Source organism: Stenotrophomonas sp. 80084_Sma (assembly GCF_056481995.1).
On sequence record NZ_CM151177.1, the window covers coordinates 3611076 to 3632373 of the forward strand.

At 66.0% G+C, this 21298-nt stretch carries 18 protein-coding genes and 1 riboswitch; of the genes, 10 read left to right on the plus strand and 8 right to left on the minus strand.

The features are described from left to right. Positions 1-573, plus strand: a complete 573-nt coding sequence (locus ACZK3W_RS16750; RefSeq protein WP_010482754.1) for a YceI family protein — start codon at positions 1-3, stop codon at positions 571-573. 99 nt (positions 574-672) lie between these two features. On the opposite strand, the gene ACZK3W_RS16755 is transcribed toward ACZK3W_RS16750, so the two are convergent. Then, on the minus strand, positions 673-903 hold the full coding sequence (locus ACZK3W_RS16755) for a glutaredoxin family protein (protein WP_149909241.1): 231 nt from the start codon (positions 901-903) through the stop codon (positions 673-675). Between the two features lie 100 nt (positions 904-1003). Here ACZK3W_RS16755 and ACZK3W_RS16760 point away from each other — a divergent pair, with 100 nt between their 5' ends. Both ACZK3W_RS16760 and ACZK3W_RS16765 read left to right on the plus strand, forming a co-directional pair. Further along, positions 1004-2386: an L-serine ammonia-lyase gene (locus tag ACZK3W_RS16760; RefSeq protein ID WP_024956918.1), complete on the plus strand. Its 1383-nt coding sequence runs from the start codon at positions 1004-1006 to the stop codon at positions 2384-2386. Between the two features lie 122 nt (positions 2387-2508). Continuing rightward, entirely contained in the window at positions 2509-3504 is a 996-nt protein-coding gene (locus tag ACZK3W_RS16765; RefSeq protein ID WP_180838343.1) for an alpha/beta fold hydrolase, read from the plus strand. A gap of 48 nt (positions 3505-3552) precedes the next feature. Here ACZK3W_RS16765 and ACZK3W_RS16770 read toward each other — a convergent pair whose 3' ends face one another. The 3 genes from ACZK3W_RS16770 to metX are packed head-to-tail and all read right to left on the minus strand — an operon-like array spanning position 3553 to position 6880. After that, positions 3553-4620: a homoserine dehydrogenase family protein gene (locus tag ACZK3W_RS16770; protein ID WP_197616651.1), complete on the minus strand. Its 1068-nt coding sequence runs from the start codon at positions 4618-4620 to the stop codon at positions 3553-3555. After that, positions 4617-5852 carry an O-succinylhomoserine (thiol)-lyase gene (locus tag ACZK3W_RS16775; RefSeq protein WP_197616649.1) on the minus strand — a complete coding sequence of 412 codons (1236 nt, stop codon included), beginning with the start codon at positions 5850-5852 and terminating at the stop codon, positions 4617-4619. Before ACZK3W_RS16775 ends, ACZK3W_RS16770 begins: the two co-directional genes overlap by 4 nt. Next, positions 5849-6880: a homoserine O-succinyltransferase MetX gene (gene metX / locus ACZK3W_RS16780; RefSeq protein WP_049401407.1), complete on the minus strand. Its 1032-nt coding sequence runs from the start codon at positions 6878-6880 to the stop codon at positions 5849-5851. Before metX ends, ACZK3W_RS16775 begins: the two co-directional genes overlap by 4 nt. Positions 6881-6957: 77 nt before the next feature. Continuing rightward, positions 6958-7076, minus strand: a riboswitch (SAM riboswitch). Positions 7077-7225: 149 nt separating this feature from the next. On the opposite strand from metX, the gene ACZK3W_RS16785 reads away from it, so the two are divergent. From ACZK3W_RS16785 to ACZK3W_RS16800, 4 genes are all read left to right on the plus strand, one after another. After that, on the plus strand, positions 7226-8110 hold the full coding sequence (locus ACZK3W_RS16785; RefSeq protein WP_253145962.1) for a M23 family metallopeptidase: 885 nt from the start codon (positions 7226-7228) through the stop codon (positions 8108-8110). Between the two features lie 66 nt (positions 8111-8176). Next, the gene (locus ACZK3W_RS16790) at positions 8177-9781 is read left to right on the plus strand and encodes a peptide chain release factor 3 (RefSeq protein WP_014038155.1); all 1605 of its coding nucleotides are present in this window, start codon (positions 8177-8179) and stop codon (positions 9779-9781) included. 214 nt (positions 9782-9995) lie between these two features. Continuing rightward, positions 9996-10634 (plus strand): PAQR family membrane homeostasis protein TrhA, encoded by a 639-nt coding sequence (trhA, locus tag ACZK3W_RS16795; RefSeq protein WP_005410682.1) that lies wholly within the window; start codon positions 9996-9998, stop codon positions 10632-10634. Between the two features lie 83 nt (positions 10635-10717). Further along, the gene (locus ACZK3W_RS16800) at positions 10718-12691 is read left to right on the plus strand and encodes an AsmA family protein (RefSeq protein ID WP_197616645.1); all 1974 of its coding nucleotides are present in this window, start codon (positions 10718-10720) and stop codon (positions 12689-12691) included. A gap of 488 nt (positions 12692-13179) precedes the next feature. Here ACZK3W_RS16800 and ACZK3W_RS16805 read toward each other — a convergent pair whose 3' ends face one another. From ACZK3W_RS16805 to mtgA, 3 genes are read right to left on the minus strand one after another with little or no spacing between them, the layout of a single operon-like run. Further along, entirely contained in the window at positions 13180-13611 is a 432-nt protein-coding gene (locus ACZK3W_RS16805; RefSeq protein WP_019336409.1) for a CBS domain-containing protein, read from the minus strand. After that, the gene (locus ACZK3W_RS16810) at positions 13571-14590 is read right to left on the minus strand and encodes a glycosyltransferase family 2 protein (protein WP_032130071.1); all 1020 of its coding nucleotides are present in this window, start codon (positions 14588-14590) and stop codon (positions 13571-13573) included. The genes ACZK3W_RS16805 and ACZK3W_RS16810 overlap by 41 nt, the downstream gene beginning before the upstream one ends. Positions 14591-14647: 57 nt before the next feature. Further along, positions 14648-15397 (minus strand): monofunctional biosynthetic peptidoglycan transglycosylase, encoded by a 750-nt coding sequence (gene mtgA / locus ACZK3W_RS16815; protein WP_032130069.1) that lies wholly within the window; start codon positions 15395-15397, stop codon positions 14648-14650. A gap of 77 nt (positions 15398-15474) precedes the next feature. Here mtgA and hslO point away from each other — a divergent pair, with 77 nt between their 5' ends. From hslO to ACZK3W_RS16830, 3 genes are all read left to right on the plus strand, one after another. After that, positions 15475-16368: an Hsp33 family molecular chaperone HslO gene (gene hslO / locus ACZK3W_RS16820; RefSeq protein ID WP_032130068.1), complete on the plus strand. Its 894-nt coding sequence runs from the start codon at positions 15475-15477 to the stop codon at positions 16366-16368. Between the two features lie 116 nt (positions 16369-16484). Further along, entirely contained in the window at positions 16485-17333 is an 849-nt protein-coding gene (locus ACZK3W_RS16825) for an XOO1806 family protein (protein WP_125895574.1), read from the plus strand. Between the two features lie 381 nt (positions 17334-17714). Beyond that, positions 17715-20468: a TonB-dependent receptor plug domain-containing protein gene (locus ACZK3W_RS16830; RefSeq protein ID WP_049401415.1), complete on the plus strand. Its 2754-nt coding sequence runs from the start codon at positions 17715-17717 to the stop codon at positions 20466-20468. A gap of 135 nt (positions 20469-20603) precedes the next feature. On the opposite strand, the gene ACZK3W_RS16835 is transcribed toward ACZK3W_RS16830, so the two are convergent. Then, entirely contained in the window at positions 20604-21206 is a 603-nt protein-coding gene (locus ACZK3W_RS16835; protein WP_006464233.1) for a TetR/AcrR family transcriptional regulator, read from the minus strand. Positions 21207-21298 lie beyond the last annotated feature (92 nt).

The following is a 21298-nucleotide window of genomic DNA, read 5'->3' on the forward strand; positions in this document are numbered from 1 at the left end:
ATGAACCTGAAACTGACCACTCCGGCCGCCGTGGCCGCCGCCCTGGCCGGCATGCTGGCCACCGCCCCGGCGCTCGCTGCGGACTACGCGCAGGCCCCCGGCGCCGGCTCGATCCTGGTGTTCGCCACCAAGTACGACGGCGAAGTGTTCACCGGCAGCTTCCCGGGCTTTGCCACCAAGCTCAGCTTCGACCCGGCCAACCCGGCCGCCGGTTCGCTGGACGTGGTGATTCCGCTGGCCGGTGCCAAGAGCGGCAACAGCGACCGCGACTCGACCCTGCAGACCGCCGACTTCTTCAACGTCGGCAAGTTCGCCACTGCGCGTTACACCGCCAAGGGCTTCCGTGCGGTGGGCAACGACCAGTTCGCCGCCGACGGCACGCTGGAGCTGCGCGGCGTCAGCAAGCCGGTCACCCTTACCTTCACCTGGAAGCCGGGCACCCAGCCGGTGTTGACCGGCAAGGCCACCGTCAAGCGCCTGGACTTCGGCGTCGGCAGCGGTGACTGGGCCGACACCAAGACCATCCCGGATGAAACCGCGATCAGCACGATCGTGAAGTTCGACGCGAAATGATCAACGGGCCGGGGCACCGCCCCGGCCATCATCTCCGGTGGTGCCGGCCGCTGGCCGGCAACCTCACCGATGCGGGCAGGTGCCGGCCAGCGGCCGGCACTACCGATCGACGGCCAGCCACGCCCGAACCGCAGCCGCGTCGAACGGCCAGTCCAGCTCACGGTCGCCGCGCTCGTCGCGCAGCACCGGCACCCGCGCGCCGTAGCGCGATTCCAGCGCTGGCTGGTCATCCAGGAACACCGATTCGAATTCCGGCGCCCGGGCCTTGGCCAGCTCGGCCAGCGCCATGTCGCACAGGTGGCAGTCGTCACGCTGGAACAGAGTCAACACCGGCAGGGTCCCCTTGGTGGAAATGCTGCGCCGCAGCCATTGAAGTGCGGCGTGAACCGCTAGAATAGCGGTCTCTTCCGGTACCCGCAGTACGGCAACCATGGCTGTCAGCACGTTCGACGTTTTCAAGATCGGCATTGGCCCGAGCTCCTCGCACACCGTCGGGCCGATGAAGGCCGCCGAGCGATTCATCCATCGCTGGCTGCTCGATCCGGGCCGCCTGCACGAGGTCGCGCGCATCCGCGCCGATGTCTATGGCTCGCTGGCGCTGACCGGCCGCGGCCATGGCACCGACAAGGCGATCCTGCTCGGCCTGGAAGGCCAGCGGCCGAACCTGATCGACCCGGACATCATCCCGGCCACGCTGGAGCGCATCCGCAGCAGCAAGCGCATCCAGCTGATGGGCCAGCACGAGATCGCCTTCGACGAAAAGCGCGACCTCGGTATGAACAAGCGCCAGAAGCTGCCGTACCACACCAACGGCATGCGCTTCACCGCGTACAACGCCGAGGACGAAGTAATTGCCACCCGCGATTACTACTCGGTCGGTGGCGGCTTCGTGGTCAACCAGGACGACGCGGCCGATGACCGCATCGTGCCCGACGAGACCCCGCTGCCCTACCCGTTCAAGAGCGGCGACGAGCTGCTGGCGCAGACCGCACGCAGCGGCCTGAGCATCGCCCAGCTGATGTTCGAGAACGAGAAGTGCTGGCGCAGCGAAGACGAGATCCGCGCCAACCTGCGCGAGATCTGGAGCGCGATGCAGTCGTGCGTCGCGCGTGGCATCCGCGAGGAAGGCGTGCTGCCGGGCGGCCTGAAGGTCGGCCGTCGCGCACCGGCGCTGTACCGCGAGCTGTCGTCGAAGCCGGAAGCGGCGATGCGCGATCCGCTGACCACGCTGGACTGGGTCAACCTGTACGCACTGGCGGTCAACGAAGAAAACGCCGCCGGTGGTCGCGTGGTGACCGCGCCGACCAACGGTGCAGCCGGCGTGCTGCCGGCGGTGCTGCATTACTTCGACCGTTTCTGCCCGGGCGCCAACGAGCAGCGCGTGTTCGACTTCCTGCTGACCTCGGCGGCGATCGGCATCCTGTACAAGGAAAACGCTTCGATTTCCGGTGCCGAAGTGGGTTGCCAGGGCGAAGTGGGCGTGGCCTGCTCGATGGCGGCCGGCGGCCTGGTCGCGGCGCTGGGCGGCAACCCGAGCCAGATCGAGAATGCTGCGGAAATCGGCATGGAACACAACCTGGGCCTGACCTGCGACCCGATCGGCGGCCTGGTGCAGATCCCGTGCATCGAGCGCAATGCGATGGGTGCGGTGAAGGCGATCAATGCCTCGCGCATGGCGATGCGCGGCGACGGCAAGCACAAGGTGTCGCTGGACAAGGTGATCAAGACCATGCGCGATACCGGCCGCGACATGCAGGACAAGTACAAGGAAACCAGCCGCGGTGGCCTGGCGGTGAACGTCATCGAGTGCTGATGGCCGCAGCCAGGCATGGCCTGGCTCTACCCTGCAGCCGGGCATGAGCCCGGCTCAACATCGGACGACGTCGTCACCGCGTTCCGGTTAGGCTCGGGGCTCCCCTGCCCCGGATTGGCCCCATGCGCGTGATCGCTGCTGCCCTGCTTGCCTGCCTGCCGCTGCCTGCCTTGGCCGCGCCCACCTACGGGCCGCGGCTGGAGGGTTTCGACTACGGCTATCCGGTGAAGATCTTCGCACTGGAGTCGCAGCGGCAGCCACTGGAAATGGCCTATCTGGATGTCCTGCCCAAACGCCGCGCCATCGGCGTGGTGGTGCTGCTGCACGGCAAGAATTTCTGCGCAGCCACCTGGCAGCAGACCATCGCGCCGCTGCTGAACGCCGGCTACCGGGTGATCGCCCCGGACCAGGTGGGCTTCTGCAAATCCAGCAAGCCCGAACGCTACCAGTATTCGTTCGCGCAGCTGGCCGCCAACACCCATGCCCTGCTGCAACAGCTGCAGCTGGGTGATGTACCGGTGCACCTGGTCGGTCATTCGATGGGCGGCATGCTGGCGGTGCGCTACGCGCTGATGTTCCCGCAGGACCTGCGCAGCCTGTCACTGGTCAATCCAATCGGGCTGGAAGACTGGAAGGCGCTGGGTGTTCCCTGGCGCAGCGTGGACACGTGGTACGCCGGCGAAATGAACATCAGCTATGACAGCATCCGCCGCTACCAGCTGGACGTGTACTACGACGGCAAATGGAAGCCGGCGTATGAACCGTGGGCGCGGATGCAGTCGGGCATGTATGAAGGCCCGGGCAAGCAGGTCGTTGCGTGGAGCCAGGCACTGGCATCGGACATGGTGTTCAACCAGCCAGTGGTCTACGAACTGAAGAATCTGCAGGTGCCGACCACGTTGTTCATCGGCCAGAAGGACCGCACCGCGATCGGCCGTGACCTGGCGCCGCCTGCGGTGAAGGCGACGCTGGGCAATTATCCGGTGCTGGGCAGAGCAGCGGCCGCGGCCATTCCGGGCGCGACGCTGGTCGAGTTCGCCGAACTGGGCCATTCGCCGCAGGTGCAGGACCCGAAGCAGTTCAATGCGGCATTGTTGAAGGCGTTGAGGTCGCGTTGAGATTGCGGGCCCGCCGGGCATGGCCCGACGAGCGCAGCAACACGGACATCAACCCACGATCCGCAGCACGTCATCCAGCAACGCGGCCGCAGTGACTTCCGCACCCGCGCCCGGCCCCTGGATCAGCAACGGCTGGCGGTGATAGCGATCGCTGTGGATGGCCACGCGGTTGTCGGTGCCCGCGCCCTGCGCCAAGGGGTGATCGGCCGGCAACTCGCGCAGGCCTACCTGCGCACCCTCGCCATCAACGCGGCCGACGAAACGCAGCACACGACCATTGTCGCGCGCCTGCTGCCAACGCGCCTGCAGCGGCGCATCCAGTTGCTCCAGTGCGGCCACCGCATCCTCCAGCGGCAGCGCTGCCAGCGCTTCAGGCACCAGTGAATCCACCTGCACCTGCGAAGCATCCAGCGCCAGCCCGCTGCTGCGCGCCAGGATCAACAGCTTGCGGCGCACGTCCTCGCCGGACAGATCCAGACGCGGGTCCGGTTCGGTATAACCGGCCGCCAGCGCCTCGCGCACCGCCGCCGAGAACGGCGATTGGCCGTCATAGCGATGGAACAGCCACGCCAGCGAGCCGGACAGCACGCCCTCGATGGCGTGGATGTGGTCGCCACCGGCTACCAGCGCGCGCAGGCTGCTCAGCAACGGCAGGCCGGCACCGACGGTGGCGCTGTCGCCATAGCGTGCGCCACTGTCTGCGCAGCTCTCGGCGATGGCCGTGGCACGTGCCAGCTGCGCACCGCGGCCCAGCTTGTTGGCGGTGACCACGTGCACCCCACGCGCCAGCCACTGCACGTGACGTGCGGCCACATCTTCGCTGGCAGTGGCATCGACCACCACGTCACCCCGTTCCAGCCCTTCGGCGCTCTCCCATGGCGGTGAGCTGAGACCGTCACGCGGTGCGCGTCGTGCCAGCTCCAGCGGCAACGCCAGATCACGGTCGATCGCCAGTGCGGTGCGCGAATTGGCCAGCCACTGCACGCTGGGCAGTTCCAACCCGCGTGCCTGCAACGCCTGGTAGCGCTGCACGAAGGCAGAGCCCACCGTGCCGGTGCCGAGCAGCGCCAGGCGTCCCACGCCCAGCGCAGGAATGTCAGCGGCGAGCGCGCTCATGCATCCACCACCTGTTTGCGGCGCGCAGCCGCATCGATCACGGCTTCGGCGCGCTGCAGCGCTGCGCCGAGATCAGCCAGCAGGTCACGCTCGGCCTCGATGCCGACCGACAGGCGCAGCAGGCCTTCGCTGATGCCGGCGGCCGCGCGCGCTTCAGCGGTCATCGCCGCATGGGTCATGGTGGCCGGGTGCGCGATCAGGCTTTCGACGCCACCCAGCGATTCGGCCAGGGTGAAGCAGCGCAGGCCATCGACGAAGGCACGCACTGCGGCATGCGGATCATCGCCTTCGCAGTCGGCCAGTTCGAACGACAGCATCGCGCCGAAGCCGCTTTGCTGGCGCGCGGCGATGGCGTGGCCCGGGTGATCGGCCAGGCCCGGGTAGTACACCGTGCCGACCGCCGGATGCTGATCCAGCAATGCGACGATCGACGCGGTGTTTTCCTGGTGCACGCGCAGGCGCGCATCCAGCGTGCGCAGGCCGCGCAGGGTCAGGAACGCATCGAACGGCGAGCCGGTCAGGCCCAGCGCGTTGCCCCACCACACCAGCTGCTCGTGCAGCGCCGGATCGCGCGCGACCACCACCCCACCGACCACATCGCTATGGCCATTGATGTACTTGGTGGTGGAATGCAGCACAAGGTCCGCGCCGAACGACAGCGGCTGCTGCAGTGCCGGCGACAGGAAGGTGTTGTCGACTACCACCAGTGCACCGGCCTTGTGCGCGGCCTCGATGACGAAGCGCAGGTCGGTGATGCGCAGCAGCGGGTTGGACGGGGTTTCCACCAGCACCAGCTTCGGCTGCGTGGCCAGCGCCTGCGCCAGTGCGCGCGGATCGGTCAGGTCGGCGGTGACCAGTTCGAAGTGGCCCTTTTTCGCCAGCGCATTGAACAGGCGCCAGCTGCCGCCGTATGCATCGTGCGGCACCACCAGGGTGTCGCCCGGCTGCAGCAATGCGTTCAACACCAGGTTGATCGCACCCATGCCGGTGGCGGTGATGACGCCGCCGGCGCCGCCCTCCAGTTCCGCCAGCGCCTCGCCGAGCAGGTCACGGGTCGGGTTGCCACTGCGCGTGTAGTCGTACTGGCGCTTGTTGCCGAAGCCTTCAAAACTGAAGTTCGACGACAGCACGATCGGCGGCGTGACCGCACCATGCGCGGTGTCCCGATCGATGCCGGCACGGACGGCGGCAGTGGTGCGACTACAGGACGGCTCGTTTGCGTGCAGGCTCATGCGGACTCTCCAGAAGTGCGGAAGGCGGTGGCGAGGATCGCGTCGATGCGATCGGTTTCTTTGAGGAAGGCGTCGTGGCCGTAGGGCGAGCGCAGCACGCGCAGACTGCCGCGCGGGCCCAGCCCTTCGACCAGACCGACCAGGTCGGCCAGCGGCACCAGGCGGTCACCCTCCACCGCGACAACTACGGTGGGCGGCAGGATCGCGGTGGGGTCGACGCGGTGCAGGTCGATCGATTCGGACAGGCGCAGGTAAGCAGTCACCGGCGTGCGCGCGACGTACTGCGCACCGGCCGCATCGAGATAGTCTTCGGCGGCCACGCGCACGCGGCCATTGATCACTTCCGGCGCGGCATCGAAGCGCTCGCCGAACTCTTCCGGGGTGCGGTAGCTGAGCATGGCGAACTGCCGGGCCAACGCCAGACCGTGGTCTTCGCCGCACTGCAGCTGGCCCAACGCGACCGCGCGGCGCTGCAATGCGCGCCAGGCGGCGGCATACGGATGCGGGCGATGCGCGCCACTGGCCAGCACCAGCTGGCGCACGCGTGCACGGTGGCGGATCGCGAACTGCTGGCCGACCAGCGCCCCGTAGGAGTAGCCCACGAACGCCTTCAGCGTGCGGATGCCGAGATGGTCCAGCAGCAGCGCCAGTGCATCGGCCTGGTCGGCGGTATCGATCGGCACATCCAGTGCACCATCGGCGCCGATGAAGTCGAAGGCCAGTACACGCAGCTGCTGCGGATCCAGCGCGCGCCCGCTGCCGACCAGGTCTTCGGCCCAGCCCTTCTCGCTGAACTGTGCATTGGACGCCACGTGGCGATGGGCGGAAATGCCACCGGCCAGCACCACCACCGGCGCATTGGCCGGGCCGACCCACTCATAGCGCAGGCGCACCGGGCTGGGGCCGGCGTGACGCATCGACAGCACCGCGGCGAACTCACCGCGCTCGGCATGCACGCGGTCTTCGACCGGCACGCTGACGGGGACAAAGGGTTCGGGGCGAAGCGCGGTACTGGCGGCGAAGCTCATGGCGGGATCCGGTTGGGGAATCGGCCATCGAGCCTTCGCGGGGCCCGCGTTCGAGATGCACGTGGGGTGCATGGTTCGAACCATCTTTCGGTGGACGCCACGGTCCCCGCAGGATTTGGCACCTACGCAGACGCTTTCGCATCCGCGGGCTGCCCCGGCTTCAAAGGGCCTGTCCCTCTGCCGGTCTCGATGGTGGAGCCACGATGCCAGCCCTTTCCGGCACTGTCAATCCCTTCATACGGATAAAGCGATGAATATTTTCAACGCGACTATGCGAAGGCGGTCGCGGTCGTCCTGTTCAGGATCGGCTACAGTCCCGGCGGTCCCTACCCTCTGGAACCACTGATGCTGCGCCTGCCCCTGACCTGCCTGCTGATGTCCCTGCTGGCGAGCACGACGGCCAGCGCCGGTGACTGGCGCCAGGGCTGGGGACTGGTTTCCCCCGCCACCCCAACCACCCACGCTGGCAGTGCCGAGGGCGCCGCCCCCATGGCCCGGCTGCGCCTGCAGCCGGTCGGCACGCAATGGCAGGCCCGGATCGACAATGGGCTGGCAGGACCGCTGCAGATCGAACTGCGCGCTGCACCCGGACGCCCGGTCGAAGGGCTGCCGCTGCAATCGCTGATCCAGGGCGACAGCAGCCTGGTGATCGGCCACCTGCCCGCCCCGCTCGATGGCCGCACGCTGGATCTGCGCCTGCAGTCGGTGCCGGGCAACCCGGCCGCACAGGCCGAAGATGTCGCCTATCGCCTGCCGTTCGATGCGGCCCGTCCGCGCGTGGACCAGGCGCCACAGGGCCGGTTCAGCCACGATGACGAGGAGAACCGCGACGCGGTGGACTTCGCACTGCCGGAGGGCACGCTGGTGCTGGCCGCGCGCGAGGGCACAGTGATGCAGATCCAGGATGGCTTCCGTGGCAACGGCCAGGACCGCGAGCGCGATGGCGGCCGTGCCAACTTCATCCGCGTGCTGCACAGCGACGGCAGCATGGCGCTGTACGGCCACCTGCAGGCCGGCGGCATGCGCGTGCGTCGCGGCCAGGCGGTGGGGGCCGGGCAGCCGCTCGGCCTGTCCGGCAACAGCGGCTTCAGCAGCGCGCCGCACCTGCACTTCGTGGTGCAGGTCAACCGCGGCATGGGCCTGCGCTCGGTGCCGGCACGCATCTTCGCCGAGCAGGGCCAGCTGCAGTTCGCCCGCCAGGGCGAGGCCGAGGGCGGCATCGGGCGCTGAACGGCCCCGGCCGGTATAATCGGGCGCTTATCTCTTTGAAAAGCGCCCCGGGCGGGCGCCACTGCCATGTCCGAAGTCGCCAACGAAGCGTCGCGTCGCCGCACCTTCGCCATCATTTCCCACCCTGACGCCGGCAAGACCACGCTCACCGAAAAGCTGCTGCTGTTCGGAGGCGCGATCCAGATGGCCGGTTCGGTCAAGGGCCGCAAGGCCGCCCGCCACGCCACCTCCGACTGGATGGCGCTGGAAAAGGAGCGCGGCATCTCCGTCACATCCTCGGTGATGCAGTTCCCGTACGAAGGCAAGATCGTCAACCTGCTCGACACCCCCGGCCACGCCGACTTCGGCGAGGACACCTACCGCGTGCTGACCGCGGTGGACTCGGCGCTGATGGTGATCGACGTGGCCAAGGGCGTGGAAGAGCGCACCATCAAGCTGATGGAAGTCTGCCGCCTGCGCGACACCCCGATCATGACCTTCATCAACAAGCTCGACCGCGAGGGCAAGGACCCGATCGAGCTGCTGGATGAAGTGGAAACCGTGCTGGGCATCCAGTGCGCACCGGTGACCTGGCCGATCGGCATGGGCCAGCGCCTGAAGGGCGTGGTCCACCTGCTGACCGGCGAAGTTCACCTGTACGAACCGGGCCGCAACTTCACCCGCCAGGACTCGACCATCTTCCCGTCCATCGATGCGCCCGGCCTGGCCGAGAAGATCGGTGCACAGATGCTGGCCGACCTGCGCGACGAACTGGAACTGGTGCAGGGCGCCAGCCATCCGTTCGACCTGGACGCCTACCGCGCCGGCAAGCAGACCCCGGTGTTCTTCGGCTCGGGCGTGAACAATTTCGGCGTGCAGCCGCTGCTGGACTTCTTCGTCGAACATGCCCCGTCGCCGCAGGCGCGTTCCACCACCGGCCGCGAGATCGCCCCGGAAGAGAACAAGCTGACCGGCTTCGTGTTCAAGATCCAGGCCAACATGGACCCGCAGCACCGTGACCGCGTGGCGTTCATGCGGGTCTGCTCGGGCCGCTTCAGCGCCGGCATGAAGACCTTCCACGTGCGCACCGGCAAGGAAATGAAGCTGGCCAACGCGCTGACCTTCATGGCCAGCGACCGCGAGATCGCCGCCGAGGCGTGGCCGGGCGATGTGATCGGCATCCACAACCACGGCACCATTTCCATCGGCGATACCTTCACCGAAGGCGAAGCAGTCACCTTCACCGGAATCCCCAACTTCGCCCCGGAACTGTTCCGCCGCGCACGCCTGCGCGATCCGCTCAAGCTCAAGCAGCTGCAGAAGGGCCTGGCCCAGCTGTCCGAAGAAGGTGCGACCCAGTTCTTCCGCCCGCTGACCAGCAACGACCTGATCCTGGGTGCGGTCGGCGTGCTGCAGTTCGACGTGGCCGCCTACCGCCTGAAGGACGAGTACGGCGTGGAAGCCACCTTCGAGCCGGTCAGCGTGACCACTGCGCGTTGGGTCCACTGCAGCAACGAGAAGAAGCTGGAAGAGTTCCGCGAGAAGAATGCGCTGAACCTGGCGCTGGATGCAGCCGGCCACCTGGTCTACCTGGCACCGACCCGGGTCAACCTGCAGCTGGCGCAGGAACGCTCGCCGGACGTGCGCTTCTCGGCCACCCGCGAAGCGGCGCATACGGTTTCGGTGGGCTGATGCCAGCGGGCCGGATCCCTTTCCGCAAGGAAAGGGCTCTGCCCCCGGCCGTCGCGGGTGGTTCATCCACGCATGGCGTGGATCTACCGCTCACGGATTCATCGGCGCAACGCAGGGATTCACCCACCATACGGTGACGGGCGTGCACACGGCGGCCATCGCGGCGATGATAGGGGGACGCGGGTCCCCCTCCCCGTGAACGATGCCCATGCCCATGTCCACGACGTCCATTGCTTCGATCCGTGAAGAAATCGCCAGCGCCCTGACCCATGGCCTGGGCGCGGTGTTCGCCCTTGCAGCCAGCGCGGTGCTGATCACCCTGGCTGCGATCTACGGCGACGGCTGGCAGCTGGCCAGCGCGATCGTATTCGGTATCGCGCTGTTGCTGCTGTACACCGCCTCCACCCTGTATCACGCCATCCAGCATCCGGTCGCCAAGGGCCGCTTGAAGGTGTTCGACCACTGCGCGATCTACGTGCTGATCGCGGGCACCTATACCCCGTTCACCCTGATCGGCCTGCGTGGCCCGTGGGGCTGGGGCCTGTTCACCGCGATCTGGGCGCTGGCGCTGGGCGGCGTGGTGTTCAAGCTGTTCTACACCGGCCGCTTCAAGGTGCTCTCAACAGTGATCTACATCGCCATGGGCTGGCTGGTGGTCGTGGCGATCAAGCCGATGTGGGCTTCGATCGACGGCGGCACCCTCACCTGGCTGTTCGCCGGTGGCCTGTCGTACACGCTGGGGACCTACTTCTACCACCGTGAATCGATCCCGTATTCGCATGCGATCTGGCACCTGTTCGTGATCGGTGGCAGCGTCTGCCACTTCGTCGCGGTCACCATGCAGGTGCTGTAAACCAGCGTTCGAACGCGGCGTGTGCACACCACGCACATGGACGCTTCGCGCCCTGTCCACGAAGAGGGGGCAACCATGGCGGCGTGAATGCTGCCACCTCCCCTGCCACAAAGCGCACGACCCGCTGGCGCCTCCGCCGCCCCGGCCCACGAGGCCGGCGCTGGCTCACGATCCTGATCTTCCTGCTGGCGGCACTCCTGCTGCTGATCGCGCTGTGGGACTGGAACTGGTTCAAGGGGCCGGTTGAGCGCGCGGTTCAGGCACGCACCGGCCGTGCGCTGCACATCGGGAACCTTGATGTCGACCTCGGCCGCACCAGTACGATCCGCGCCGATGCGATCACCTTCGCCAATGCCAGCTGGGCGAAACAACCCGATATGGCCACCGCAGACCGCGTCGAGATCGACGTGCGGGTGTGGCCGCTGCTGCGCGGCAGCGTGCAGCTGCCCGAAGTACGCCTGACCCGGCCGGACGTGCTGCTGGAAACAGCGCCGCGCAAGGGCGACCCGGGCAATTGGAATTTCCTCGGTGGCAGCGCCGGTGGGACCAGCCCGCAGCTCAAACGGTTGCGCATCGATGACGGTCGCCTGCAGTTCCTCGACGCGCTCGGCCGTACCGATATCCGCGTGGACGTGCGCAGCGGCCAGCCGAAACAGGCCGATGCGGCGCCACCGCTGCTGGTACAGGGCAAGGGACACTGGCACGGCAATCCGTTCACCCTGCGTGGCGGCACGGAATCACCGCTGGAGCTGACCGACAGCGACCATCCGTTCCGCATCCATCTCGATGGCCGAGCAGGCGCCACCCACGCGGTAGCCAGTGGCACGCTGACCAATCCCTTCCAGCTGCGCGTGTTCGATCTGCAGTTTGCGCTCAGCGGCCAGGACCTCGCCGACCTCTATCCGCTGCTCGGCATTGCCATTCCGCCGTCGCCACCCTATGCGTTGAACGGCCGGCTCAAGCGTGACCACAACGTCTGGCGCTACGACGCCTTCACCGGCAAGGTCGGCGACAGCGACCTCGGTGGCAATCTGCAGTTCGAAGTGGGCGGTGCGCGGCCGCGGCTGACCGCCACGCTGGAATCCAAGCGCCTGGACTTCGATGACCTTGCCGGCTTCGTCGGTGCCCCACCGAAAACCGGCGGCGGCGAAACCGCCAACGCCGAACAGAAGGCCGAGGCCGCACGGGTTGCCGCCCGCGCACGCGTGCTGCCCGACACGCCCTACAACCTCGGCAAGCTGCGCGCGATGGATGCCGACGTGCGCTGGAAGGCCCACCGCATCAACGCGCCATCGCTTCCGTTGGATGACATGGATGCACACCTGTTGCTGGATGACGGCGTACTGCGGCTGGACCCGCTGAACTTCGGCGTGGCCGGAGGCGATATCCGCAGCACGATCCGCATGGACGCGCGCCGTCCGCAGATCAGCACCGCCCTGAAGGCCAGCGTGCGCGGCGTGCAGCTCAGCCAGCTGTTTCCGGACGCGAAACTGGCCGAGCAGGCCAAGGGCGGCATCGGCGGCGAGGTGGACCTGAGCGGCCGCGGCAACTCGATCGCCGCAATGCTCGGCAGCAGCAGTGGCAAGGTCGGCCTGGCGATAGGCCGCGGCCATGTCGGCAACCTGGTGATGGAACTGGCAGGGCTGGACATCACCGAATCGCTGAAATTCCTGGTGACCGGCGACAAACAGATTCCCCTGCGCTGCGCCTTCGCCGACTTCGGCGTGCGCGACGGCCTGATGACCAGCCAGGCGCTGGCGGTGGACACTACCGATACGATCCTCATCGGCGAAGGCACGGTCAGCCTGCGCGACGAGACCCTGGACCTGCTGCTGAAACCGCGCCCGAAGGACAAGAGCATCCTGGTACTGCGCTCTCCACTGCACATCAGTGGCACGTTCAAGGACCCGTCCTTCCGCCCGGACGTCAAGGCGTTGGGGATTCGTGGCGCGGTGGCCCTGGTACTGGGCAGCATTGCCCCGCCGGCGGCGTTGCTGGCGACCATCGAACTGGGGCCGGGCAAGGATGCCGACTGCGGGGGGCAGTATGCGAAGTAGGGTTACAGCGTTGTTCGCGGCGCCTCGTTTTTCCGCGCGTAGAGCCGGAGCAAGGCGACAGGCAGGACACGCCGTAAATACGTCCCTGTAGGCTCGGTCGGCGCATCCATGCGCCTCACGGTCCTGCCTGCCGCCTTGCTCCGGCTCCGGACAGTTTCCAGCGCGCGCGGAACGAGAGCGGAAATTCAAAGTCAGAAGAAAAAAGCAAATTCAAAAGCTGTTGCCAACCAAGGTTGGCAGCTACCAAAAGCAGATCGTCTGGGGCGAATCTCACCGCGCTCGCGGCAATGTATCCAGAGGCAGAGGGCATGGGCGTGCAGGACCGATGGCGCCATGGATGGCGCCATCGAGCCTACAGGGACGTACTTGCGGCGTGTCCTGCACGCCCATGCCCTCAGCCTCCCGGCGTACCAGGAAGGCGCTGCCCTCAGCTCTGGCTCTGGCTTCGAAAAGCGGGCCGGCGGGCCGCAGGCCCGCCAGCGAACAACTCACCCTGCCACGATGTACTGCTGCAGCTGATCCAGCTCGCGCCGCTGCGCATCGATCACCGACTTCACCAGGTCGCCGATGGAAATCACCCCCAGCACCTGTGCGCCCTCCACCACCGGCAGGTGGCGGATGCGGTAGTCGGTCACCAGCTGCAGGCAATGCTCCACCTGCTCGCCCGGCGAGACCGTCACCACCTTCGCCGTCATGATCTCGGCCACCGCCGTATCCCGCGACGAACGATCACGCAGCACGATCTTGCGCGCGTAGTCGCGCTCCGAAAGGATCCCGACCAGCCGCGGACCGTCCATCACCAGCACCGCGCCAATGCCCTTTTCCGCCATCAACCGGATCGCATCGATCACCGCCGCATCCGGCGCGACCGCATGTACTTCAGGAGACTTGCCGTCCAACAGTTGCCGTACCGTGGTCATCTGCCTGCCCTCCGAGGGTGGGTTGCAGGGCCGAGTCTGCCACGGCGGATGCTAGCCAGGCGTCAACCAGGTACAACGGGCGCTGCTTGGATTCCTCGTACAGCCGTCCCAGGTACTCGCCGATCAGGCCCAGCGCGATCAACTGCACCCCGCCCAGGAACAGGATCACCGCCATCATCGTCGGCCAACCCGCCACCCGGTCACCGTACAGGGCCGCCTTGGCAATCACCCACACGCCGAATACGAAGGCCACCGCTGCCGTTGCCAGGCCCATGTAGGTCGCCGCCCGCAGGGGAACGGTCGAGAACCCGGTGATGCCCTCCAGCGCGAAGTTCCACAGCCGCCACAGGCTGAACTTGCTGGAGCCGGCCACCCGCGCGTGACGGTGGTAGGGCACAGCAATACGCTTGAATCCGACCCAGCTGAAAAGGCCCTTCATGAAGCGGTGGCGTTCACGCATCTCGCGCAGCGCACTCAGCGCGCGTGGCGACAACAGACGGAAATCACCGGTGTCGGCAGGGATCGGCGTGCGTGACAGGCGGCCGATCACCCGATAGAACGCCGCCGCCGTGGCGCGCTTGATCCAGGCTTCGCCATCGCGGGCCATGCGCGTGCCATAGACGTTGTCATGGCCCTCGCGCCAGCGCGCAACGAACTGCGGCACCAGTTCCGGCGGGTCCTGGCCATCGGCATCCAGGATCATCGCCGCGCCGTCGCGCACCAGATCCAGGCCGGCAGTCAGCGCGGCCTCCTTGCCGAAATTGCGCGACAGCTTCAACGCCGATACGCGCGCGTCGTCCTGCGCCAATCCTGCAATCACCTGCCAGGTACCGTCGTGGCTGCCATCGTCCACATACAGGATGTGGCCATCGATGTCGGGCATTCCGTCCAGCACCGCACACAGGCGGGGATGCAGGCACGGCAGCGCCTGCTCCTCGTTGTAGGCGGCGATGACGACAGTAAGGCGTTCGCGGTTCATGCCCGGATTGTACGTTGCCTGCAGGTGCATGGCCTGCCGCCCCGAGGGCAGGTGTCCTCAGTCTTCCGACAGGTAAGCCGCGCCGCCCAGCTGCCGTGCCTGGCGCTGGATCCATGCCGCGCGCCGCTGCACGTACGGCCCTGGCTTTGCCGCGTTGTAGCGCCGCGGTGCCGGCAACACCGCCGCCAGCCGTGCACTCTCGGCCGGACTCAACCGGGACGCATCCTTACCCCAGAACGTCTGCGCCGCCGCCTGCGCGCCATAGACGCCATCGCCGAACTCGGCGATGTTGGCGTACATCTCCAGGATCCGTTCCTTCGGCCACAGTGCTTCGATCAGCACCGTGTACCAGACTTCCAGGCCTTTGCGGATCCAGCTGCGGCCCTGCCAGAGGAACAGGTTCTTGGCGACCTGCTGGCTGATCGTGCTGGCCCCCCGCAGGCGTCCGCCCTTGGCGTTGTGGTCGCGGGCCTTCTCGATCGCCTGCAGGTCGAAGCCATTGTGGTCGGGGAAGCGCTGGTCCTCCGCGGCCACCAGTGAGATCGGCAGGCTCGCTGCCATCTGGTCCAGGTCGCGCCACTGGTAATGCAGGCGATAGGACCAGTCGGCCTCCCCCAATGCCTCGCCATAGCGCCATAGCATGACCGTGGATACCGGCGGGTCGATGAACCGCAGCACCAGTACCTGCAGGCAGCTGAAAGCGGCCAGCAGCAGCGGCAGCCAGAGCAGCCGTTTCCAGCGCCAGCGCCTGCGGCGCGGGACTTCCGCGATGGCCTCCACCTTGTGCTGCTCTCCCCCTGCCCCCATTACTGGTGCATCCTTCTTCTATCCGGTTGTCGGCGCATTATCCGGCAACCGCCCTCGTTTACGCGCGATGTGAGCCGATGACCGCCAACCCCGATTCCCTGATCCGCTTCCTGCTTCCCGACGCTGGCGTCCGTGGCGTCCACGTGCGCCTGCAGGCTACCTGGCAGGAGATCCTGTCCCACGCCGAGTACCCGGATACCGCCGCCGAACTGCTCGGCGAGGCCTGCGTGGCCTCGGCGCTGTTCACCGGCCACACCAAGATCGATGGCCGCCTCTCGATCCAGCTGCGCAGCAGCACCGCGCTGCGCACCCTGTTTGCCGAGTGCACCGCCGCCGGTACCCTGCGCGGCATCGCCCAGCTCAGCGACGGCGCCGATGCGCCGCGCGACCTGTCCAGCCTGGGTGATGACGCCCTGCTCGCGATCACCATCGAGAACCCGGGCCTGGACCCGCGCGAGCCGCAGCGCTACCAGAGCCTGGTCGCGCTGACCGCACCGGAGCTGGACGAGGCCTTCGAGGACTACTTCCGCCAGTCCGAACAGCTGCCGACCCGCCTGCTGCTGGCCGCCGACCGCAACGGCGCCGCCGGCCTGCTGCTGCAGAAGCTGCCGGGTGACGAGGGTGACGAGGACGGCTGGGCGCGTGCCAGCGCCCTGTTCGAGACCCTGGGCAAGGCCGAGCTGCTGGCCACCCCGGCCGAGCAGTTGCTGCACCGCCTGTTCCACGAAGAGAAGCCGGAACTGATGGGCGGCAAGCCGCTGTCCTTCGCCTGCTCCTGTTCCCGCGAGCGGGTCGCGTCGATGCTGCAGTCGCTGGGCGAGGACGAGGCCCGTGCCGCAGCCGCGGACACCGGCGCCGTCGAGGTCCGTTGCGAATTCTGCGGGCGGGAGTATCACTTTCCTTTGACGGAGTTCGGCATACTGTTCCACGGTGCCGAGGGGACTGTACCGGCGCCTGAACGGCTTCAGTAAACGGCTTGTCTTGCATCTGGGGGGATCAAGGCTTGTTAAGAATTCATAAACACCCTAGGATCAAGTTCCCGTCTCCGCGGGAACTTCCGTTGTCCGTCCCTGTCTGAACTGGTCCGATGCGTACCTTCCTGCGTCTACCGCTGGCCCTGCTGATCGCCCTTGGCGCGATCACGGGCGTGCACGCGCAGAGCAAGGACACCCGGACCGTGCTGCCGGTATGGAACAAGGGCAGCGGCAAGGTCGAGGCCCTGCTGTACCTGGAGCCCACCGGTGAACAGGCCGCCGGCGCCCGCTGGCACTTCGGCCGCAACTCACTGGATGCGGCCTTCGGCCTGTCCTCCGGCGATTCGCTGGGCCTGCTCTGCAACAGCAGCAGCGGGACCAGCATGAGCGGCCTGGCCAGTCACTGCATGCTGGCCAGCCTGGGTGACGACGACGACCTCAACAGCCGCCGCTTCACCGGTACCGCCGCGCTGAACCGCAGCAGCAGCCGTCTCGGCATCACCGCCGGCACCGGCCGTGAAACGCTGCCGGCGTGGCTGTCCGGCCCGAACAAGACACCCTCGCTGCGTGCCGAGCAGAACGATCTGACCGTATTCGCGCAGAAGAACATCGGCCGCGAGGGCTTTGTCTCGATTGCCGGTACCTACGCCAAGGCGCGCCTGGTGCCGCTGGCCGACGCCGCACCGTCCATCGTCGACCGCTGGGACAGCAAGAGCCTGAGCATCGGCGCCGGCTACGGCAATTTCACCGGCAGCATCATCGGCCGCGTGATCGATGTGCCGGGCAAGCCCGGCAAGTGGGAAGGGCTGGGTATCGGCCTGACCTGGCGTACCCCGTGGTCTGGCCAGCTTACTGTTGGCGCCGAGAACGTGATCAGCCGCGGTAAGAATCCGTTCTCCCCGCGCAATGAAAGCAACGACGACGGCACTGTGCCGTATGTGCGTTACGAACAGGATCTCTGACCCCACCAGGTGTGGGTCCAACGATTGACTGTCCACGGGCGCCGAAAGGCGCCCGTGGCGCATGCGTGATCGCGATACAGACTGAACGCTACCCTACGCCGGAGAGACGCTGGCATGCATTTCGACATGCTGCGATACACAACAGTGAAAATTTTTTCATCACTTCCGCATAACAAACGAGACGCAGCTGAGCTTCCACACATACAAGCCTTTGATTTTTCGCATTAAATTTCATTTTTACTAAAATCACAGACTTGATTAACGTAGCTTTAATTCTTGGCGAGCGCCCGCTACTATCGACTCAGCCTCGCGATTTGGGAGCGCTTTTCGCTCCCCCGCCGGGCATTAACCCAGCCAAGATTTCTTGGAGAGAGAGAGCCAATGAATTTCCAGTCCAACAAGCTGCGCGATGCCGTTCTGGTCGCGCTCGTTGCCGGTGTGGCGTCCACTGCCACCGCCCAGGCCCAGGAAGCGACCAACCTTGACCGCATCTCGGTCACCGGTTCGCGCATCAAGAGCACCGACATCGAAACCTCGCAGCCGGTCCTGAGCCTGACCCGCGCCGACATCGACAAGCAGGGCGTGACTTCGGTCGCCGACATCCTGCAGCGCGTTGCCGCCAACGGTGCCGCCCTGAACCGTACCTACAACAACGGCGGTGACGGTTCTGCCGGCGTCAGCCTGCGCAACCTGGGTTCCGAGCGCACCCTGGTACTGGTCAACGGCCGCCGCTGGACCACCGGCCTGGATGGCAGCGTCGACCTGAACACCATCCCGACCGCGATGATCGAGCGCATCGACATCCTGAAGGACGGCGCATCGACCATCTACGGTTCGGACGCGATCGCCGGCGTGGTGAACATCATCACCAAGCAGAACTTCGATGGCGCGGAAGCCAACTTCTACAAGGGCCAGTACAGCGCCGGTGACGGCGACCGCGAAGCGGCCGACTTCACTCTGGGCACCACCACTGACCGCGCTTCGCTGGTGCTGGGCGTCTCCTACGTCAACGAAAAGGCCGTGATGGCCGGCGATCGCAAGATCTCCGCCGGTGGCCCGCCGTTCTTCAGCGGCCAGAGCAGCACCGGTATTCCGGGTTCGTATCTGCGTAACGACGAGCGTTACATCATCCTCAACGGCGTTGAAACGCCGTTCGATCCCAATGTTCACGGCTACAACACCGCGCCGGACAACTACCTGCTGACCCCCAACGAGCGCACCTCGCTGTTCGCGGTGGGTTCTTACAACGTTACCGACAACATCACCTTCCGCACCGAGGCGATGTACAACGAACGCAAGTCCGAACAGCTGCTGGCTGCCATGCCGGTCACCGGCCAGCGCCTCAGCGCGGGCAGCATGTACAATCCGTACGGCGTTGATCTGACTGGCGTCGCGCGCCGCTTCAACGAAACCGGTGGACGTTCGTTCAACCAGAACGTCAAGAACTGGCACTTCTACGGTGGTTTCGAGGGCTTCTTCGAATTCGCCGACCGCAATTTCGACTGGGATGTCGGCTACCGCTACGACAAGACCGACCAGAACGATCTGACCTACGGCCTGTTCAACAAGCAGCGTCTGGCCGAGGCATATGGTCCCTCGGCGATCCGCGATGGCAAGGCTGTGTGCCTCAACTCCGCTGGCGCAATCATTCCGGGCTGCGCCCCGATCAATCCGCTGGGTGGGATGGGTTCGATCTCGCAGGAGGCACTGGATTACACCTCGTTCACCGCGCATGACTCCGCCAGCCTGGTGTCCAAGGGTTATTACGCCAACATCTCCGGCGAAATCGTGCAGCTGCCGGCGGGTGCATTGGGCTTCGCAGCTGGTTACGAATATCGCAAGGAAACCGGTCAGTTCGATCCGGACGCCTTCATCGCCTCTGGCCTGAGCACCGGCAACGGAGCATCCCCAACCAAGGGTAGCTATGACCTGGACGAGTTCTTCCTGGAACTGTCGATCCCGGTGCTGGCTGACCTGCCGGGCGCCAAGCTGCTCGACTTCAGCGCGGCAACCCGCTACTCGAAGTACAGCAACTTCGGCAACACCACCAACAACAAGTTCGGTTTCCGCTGGAAGCCGATCGACGACCTGATGGTGCGTGGTAACTACTCGGAAGGCTTCCGCGCCCCGAGCATCAACAACCTGTATCGCGGTGATGCTGACTCGTTCGAGAGCTACATCGATCCGTGCTCCTCAACGTCTGGTCGCCGTACCGGCGCTATCGCGGCACAATGTGCGGCAGAGGGCGTGCCGATCGGCTTCGTTCAGCCGGGCGCTGGTAGTGGTGCGAAGCAGACTCCTGAGCCGTTCACCTGGCAGGCCAACCCGAACCTGAAGCCGGAAACCTCGACCAGCAAGACGCTGGGCCTGGTGTGGAGCCCGAGCTTCGTGCAGGGTCTGAACGTGACCCTGGACTGGTGGCAGATCAAGATCGAGGACGCCATCACCCGTCCGGCCATCCAGGACATCATGGATCGTTGCTATGGCGGCACCGCGCAGGAGCAGGCAGCCAACTGCGGCCTGATCACGCGTGACCCGAACTACGGCAGCACCAACCAGCGTTACACCATCACCAACGTCAACATGCCGCTGCAGAACCTGGCGTCGTACAAGGTGGAAGGTTGGGATCTGGGCATCCTGTACAAGTTGCCGGAAACTTCGATCGGCCAGTTCACCATCACTCTGGACGGCACCTACCTGTCCAAGTGGGATACCAAGTCGACTCAGGATGCTCCGATCGAGGGTCGCCAGGGACGCTATCTCGACCAGGATCCGTACTGGCGCATCCGTTCCAATCTGTATGTGGACTGGTCCTACGGGGACTTCGGGGTCAACTACGGCATTCGTTACAAGTCCGGCATGACCGAACCGTGCCCGTTTGATCCAGTCAAGGAACCGGAAACCTTCGCATACTGCTCTGATGGCGCGAAGGGAACGAACCACATTGGTGCCACGACGTACCACGACATCCAGTTCCGCTACAACACGCCGTGGAAGGGCACCATCATGGTCGGCCTGAACAACGCGTGGGACAAGAGCCCGCCGGTTTCGTACTACACCTCGTACAACATGTTCGACCCGCAGTACGACCTGCCGGGCCGCTACATGTACATGCAGTACAAGCAGAAGTTCTGATCGATCCACTGATCAGCTGATGCAGCAACGGCCCCGCAAGGGGCCGTTGTTTTTTGTGCCTCCGGCAATACATGGATGGCGCAAGAAAAAAGCCGCGGCAGTGCCGCGGCTTTCTCGTGACCAGTACGGCAATCTTCAACCGTTCGGAATCAGCGTCTCGATGAGATGCTCGACATAGGCCTCGAAATCCTCGCGCGCCTGCTTGGGCTGCTGCAGCTGCAGCGACAGCTGCAGGAAGCCGACATAGGCGGCGTAGGCCAGGCGTGCGCGGTGGCGCGCATCGGTCGAGCTGAGCCCTGCCTGGCGGAACGAGGCGATCAGATAGTCGAGGCGGCGCTGCGACACGCGGTCGATCACCGGACGCACCATCGGATGGTCCAATGCCTTCAGCAGCTCGCTGTAGATGATGTGCGGCTGCACTTCATGCGCCACCATCTGGAACAGCTGGCGCAGGCGCACGCGCGGGTCCGGCACGTCTTCCAGGCTGCCGAACACCTGTTCCTGTTCGAACAGTTCCCAGCGTTCCAGCGCAGCCTGCAGCAAGGCGTCACGCGAGGGGAAATGCCAATAGAAACTGCCCTTGGTCACGCCAAGGCGCCGCGCCAGCGGTTCCACCGCAACGGCGCCTACGCCTTGTTCAGCAATCAGGTCGAGGGCCGCCTGGGCCCAGTCTTCGGCACTCAGGCGGCTGTTGCGGCCGGCGCGCGGTTCGCCGGCGGAAGCGTCAGGTTGATTCATGGGCTGATTTAACCATACGCCGGGGTTCGTTGCAGTACGCCGTTGCGGGCGAAACCGTCAAAGGGCTCTCCTGCAGGGCTGCCGCACCGCAC